A 5,057-nucleotide genomic window follows, 5' to 3' on the forward strand; every position below is an offset into this window, starting at 1 on the left:
TCTACCCAACTTGGACATACTGCTATTACATTTATTCCTAAATTTTTCAATTCTTCATTTAAAGCTAGAGAATAACTTTTTTCAAAAGATTTTGTAGCTGCATATAAATTAATATAGGGCACAGGTTGAAAAGCTGAAGCTGAAGATATATTCATGACAATGCTACCTTTTTTCATAAAAGGAAGACAAATATTCGTTAACACAACTGGAGCATAACAGTTCAAAAGAATTGTTTTTTCTATTTCTTGAGGCTGTAAATCTTTTGAAGGTTTCATCTGAGCTATACCTGCATTATTAATCAAATAAGAGATAATAACATTCTGTTCAACCAACAAAGCCTCTATTGACAATAGATCTTGAGAATCAGTTAAGTCCTTACAAACACAAACAATCTTATCTCCATATTGTTTTTGAAGGAGAGACAACCTTTCAGCATTTCTTCCAACAACCCAAATTTTATCAATATCTTCTTTCATCAATTCACAAACAAACTCTTTTCCAATCCCCCCACTAGCACCTGTTACAATTGCAATTTTTTGATATATACACTGATTTTTCAATTCAAATTTCCGATCCTTTCTTTGTTTCATCTTTTAACAAAATACGTGCCAGATCATTAGCTGAAATCATTTCATATTTTGTTGTAAATAATTTTTTTAATGCGTAAAGATAGATAACCCCCCAGTAATAATCAGCCAATTTCATTGCTGATCCTGTAACGACAGTTTTTTCCTTTTGACCCTGTTTTATGATTTTTGCAACATATTTGTAAAGTTCTGATTGATAAGTCGTATCCCTTGAACGAAAGTCATTCTTTTCAAACATCATCTGTGTATTTAAGGTAATCTTGGCTGCATAACTTTCATCTTGTTCTAATCTTTGCATAAGACTATGAGATAATTGAAGAATTTTTTGTTTTGCTGAAATAGGCAGATACGTTAAACATTTCATATCATTGATATCCTGATGATTATTAACAATTGAAAAAATTTCTTGGAACAAATCTTCCTTAGACTGAAAATAAACATATATTGTTCCTTGAGCAATTCCAATATATTGAGACAAATCACTTATTTTTGTTCCTGAGAATCCATTTTTTGCAAAATAAAGCATAGATTCATGTAAAATTTTAGATCGCATCTCTTGACGTATTTCTTGACATCTCTCTGGTGATTTTGGCATATTTACCTCCTTTTTTAAATGAATATTTATTCATTCAAATTATATTCCTTCTCTATAAACTAATCAACATCTTTTTTCCTTAAATATCATTGACATTTTATCCTTTTCGTCTATCATAACTGTATGAGGTGTCAATATGAATCATCAATTAACAAAAGGACATATTACAAAGTCATTATTATTTTTTTCTTTACCAATGATTTTAGGAAATTTATTACAACAATTTTATAATATTGCCGATACTTTTATTGTTGGGCAATATCTTGGTTCACATGCTTTGGCAGCAGTTGGATCATCATTTACGATTATGACTTTTTTAACATCTATCATTTTAGGCTTATGTATGGGGAGTGGAATTTTATTTTCAATGTTGTTTGGAGCCAAAGAAGTTGATAAAATGAAAACTTCATTTTTTGTTTCTTTTATAGGAATTGCAGTGCTTGCTGTGATTATTGAGATATTATGTTTATTATGTATTCATCCAATCTTAACCTTTCTCAATATTCCTACAGATATTTATCAGCAAACATATGATTACTTATGGATAATCTTTTTTGGTTTTTTCTTCACCTTTCTTTATAATTATTTTTCTTGTGTTTTAAGAGCTTTAGGTAACTCAAGAGTCCCTTTAATCTTTTTAGCCATTGCTACTACTGTGAATATTATCCTTGATATATTCTTTATTGTTTCTTTAAATTTAGGTGTTGGTGGAGCTGCACTTGCAACTATTATTGCTCAAGCAATGAGCGGCATTGGAATCATGATTTATGTTTTTATGACTCAAAAAGAGCTTCTACCACAGAAACAGCATTATCACTTTGATATAGATATTTTTAGAAAAATAAGAGATTATTCATTGCTGACTTGTATTCAACAATCAGTAATGAATTTTGGTATCTTAATGATTCAAGGATTAGTCAATAGTTTTGGTGTTATCACGATGTCAGCTTTTGCAGCAGCAGTTAAAATTGATTCTTTTGCTTATATGCCTGTGCAGGATTTTGGAAACGCATTTTCAACCTTCATTGCACAAAACAAAGGTGCTCATCAAGAAGAAAGAATTCAAAAAGGTTTAAAGTCAGCTATTTGTATATCAACAATTTTCTGTTTAATGATTTCTTTTGGGGTTGTTGTCTTTGCTAAAGAATTGATGCTCATCTTTATTCATCCAGAAGAAGTTGAAATGATTCATCAGGGAGTTCAATATTTACAAATAGAAGGTATGTGTTATTTAGGCATCGGTTGTCTATTTCTTCTCTACGGTTATTATCGTGGTATAGGAAAACCAGGTATTTCAGTGATCTTAACTGTTATTTCCTTAGGTCTTCGTGTTGTACTGGCGTATTTATTTGCACCAGCATTTGGTTCAGTAGCCATTTGGTGGGCAATCCCAATTGGCTGGTTCATTGCTGATTTAACAGGTATTGTATATGGTATAAAGAAAGAAAATTGGTTACATACGAAAACATAATCAAAAAGCAGCCCTAGATAGAGTTGCTTTTTAGATTATTTATATTTTATTTTATAAGATAAAATAATAATAGCAAATACAAATGTAATAGCATTGGCACCAATAAGATTATAATCTTGAACATTCCAACCATGAATAATCCATAAAAAAACACCTAATACAAACATTGTATACATTCCTAAGGATATCCCTGAAGTATCCTTTGTTTTTATCACTTGATATGCTTGTGGTAAAAAAGATAGCGTTGTTAAAATTGCTGCAATTGTTCCAATCATTTTTCTTCCTCCATTTCATTATTGCTTATTTATGACTTTTCTTAAGAGATAATCACATTTTCTGTTGTATAATTTACTGAATCATTATATATAACTTTCTCCACCATATTTTTCCCTCAATTCTTCCTCCTTACACCCCACATTATAAATATTTTATAGTGTTTTTCAATTTTCAGTCAGCACTTTGCAAAGATATTTACAAATATCATGAAATAAATATTGTTTTTTTAGAATGGTATTTACAAAATTCAAATGTTAAAATAAGAAAAAGGAGGTTTTCATATGTTAATTCAAGATCGGTTTGAAAAATGTACTTTTTCTAACAGCGAAAGAGTTGTTATCGATTTTATTCTCAATCAAAAAATGGATATTCAAAATATGACAACGAAAGAAATAGGCGAAGCCACATATACAGCACCATCCACCCTCATAAGAATCGCTCATAAAATGGGCTTTCAAGGATGGAATGAATTAAAATCTGCATATTTACAAGAACTTAAATATCTAGAAACACATTTTTGTCATGTAGATGCTAATATTCCTTTTCTAGAAAATGATACTATCATGTCAATTGCTTCTAAGATTGCTATACTCAAAAAAGAATCTATCGATGATACCCTTTCTTTAATTACACATGATGACTTGCAAAAAGCCATTCAAATTATTCGTAAAGCCTCTTCTATTCATCTCTTTGCAGTCAGTAATAATTTATTAATTACTCAAGAATTTAAGCACAATATGTCAAGGATTCAAAAACATGTTGAGATATGTTCCTTACAAAGTGAAATTCTTTTCCAAGCTACACTTGCTGCTTCATCAACATGTGCAATTATTGTTTCTTATTCTGGTGAAACGGATATTCTAAACAGATGTATCCTTGCCCTTAAACAAAATCAAATTCCTATCATAGCAATTACCAATATTGGAGATAATACAACTGCCCGATTATCTGATTGTGTACTCAAAATCTGTACTCGAGAAAAACTCTATTCTAAAATTGCAACTTATTCTACAGATAGTGCTATCGAATATCTTCTTGATGTCATTTATTCATGTGTTTTTGCATTAGACTATCAGTACAATCTTGATTTAAGAATGAAAACTTCACAAGTTATTGAATCTGATCGATATTCTACTGTTGAACTTATTAAAGAAGAACACTATAAATAAAGAGGAGATTCATAATTATGAATATTATACAACAATTGATTAACCATCAGAACTTCACACCAACAGAACAAAGTATTAATACATATATCTTAGAAAACATTCATTCTATTGCCAAAATGAGTATTCAACAACTTGCTCTAGCCACTCATTCATCAAATGCTGCAATCATAAGAATTTGCAAAAAAATTGGTTATAAGGGTTATAAAGATTTTAAGTTGGCTCTCGCTATAGAACTTGAATCACAGAAATTCATTAATCATTCTGTTGATTTTAGTACGCCTTTCTATCAATCCGAAAATTATTATGAGATTATTAATGATATTTCATCTTTGTATAAAGAAACAATAAATATTGTACAAGCACAATTAAATATAAATCACTTAGAAAGAATCAGTCAATTAATCATCAATAGTCAACGCATATTTATTTTTGCAATTGGAGATTCTCGTATCACTGCTATGACTTTTATTAATAAATTAATGAAGATTAATATCTATCCTATTTTAGCAACAGAGAATTATGAAGAAATAGCAATGGCTTATAATATGACCCCTCATGATTGTGCTTTCTTTATGACTTATAATGGTACCAATAATCAATTTAAAACTTGTGCTCAGATCTTAAAAAGAAAAAATATACCCATGATAACTATAACAGCTAACAAAAATAGTCGATTAGTGGATTATAGTGATATATGTATTGTTATTCCTGATATGGAAAACGACTATAAGATAGGAACTTTTTATTCACAAATCTCATTCCAGTTCATCTTAACTGTTCTTTACTCTTTCATTTATAAATATGATTACATGCATCATCATCAACATAAAAAGAATCTTGATTTTTATATAAAAAAATAGTTCTCATTTTTTTAAAGAAAAAGAAGAAAAATGGAAAAAAATAGTGAATATATATAGTAAGAGGCATGATTTTCTTTTCTATATATATTTTCTTTTAGC

General features: G+C 29.2%; 6 protein-coding genes. 3 read left to right on the forward strand and 3 right to left on the reverse strand.

What is annotated here, in order from left to right; all coding sequences use genetic code 11:
* Positions 1–590 (reverse strand): SDR family NAD(P)-dependent oxidoreductase (locus AC5M21_RS15750; protein WP_493531529.1); only part of this gene is annotated, 590 nt, incomplete at its 3' end.
* A complete protein-coding gene (locus AC5M21_RS15755; RefSeq protein ID WP_008787650.1) occupies positions 562–1,182 on the reverse strand; it encodes a TetR/AcrR family transcriptional regulator in 621 nt (206 codons plus the stop codon). The genes AC5M21_RS15755 and AC5M21_RS15750, both read right to left, overlap by 29 nt.
* A gap of 136 nt (positions 1,183–1,318) precedes the next feature.
* On the opposite strand from AC5M21_RS15755, the gene AC5M21_RS15760 reads away from it, so the two are divergent.
* Complete coding sequence (locus AC5M21_RS15760) at positions 1,319–2,653, forward strand: MATE family efflux transporter (protein WP_302280523.1); 1,335 nt, start codon at positions 1,319–1,321, stop codon at positions 2,651–2,653.
* A gap of 35 nt (positions 2,654–2,688) precedes the next feature.
* On the opposite strand, the gene AC5M21_RS15765 is transcribed toward AC5M21_RS15760, so the two are convergent.
* Entirely contained in the window at positions 2,689–2,928 is a 240-nt protein-coding gene (locus AC5M21_RS15765) for a SemiSWEET transporter (protein WP_008787648.1), read from the reverse strand.
* A gap of 282 nt (positions 2,929–3,210) precedes the next feature.
* Between AC5M21_RS15765 and AC5M21_RS15770 the strand changes: the two genes are divergently transcribed.
* A complete protein-coding gene (locus tag AC5M21_RS15770) occupies positions 3,211–4,098 on the forward strand; it encodes a MurR/RpiR family transcriptional regulator (RefSeq protein WP_008787647.1) in 888 nt (295 codons plus the stop codon).
* Positions 4,099–4,115: 17 nt separating this feature from the next.
* The gene (locus tag AC5M21_RS15775; protein ID WP_008787646.1) at positions 4,116–4,958 is read left to right on the forward strand and encodes a MurR/RpiR family transcriptional regulator; all 843 of its coding nucleotides are present in this window, start codon (positions 4,116–4,118) and stop codon (positions 4,956–4,958) included.
* The last annotated feature ends 99 nt before the right edge of the window (positions 4,959–5,057 follow it).

The sequence above is a fragment of the Coprobacillus sp. genome (genome assembly GCF_984815275.1).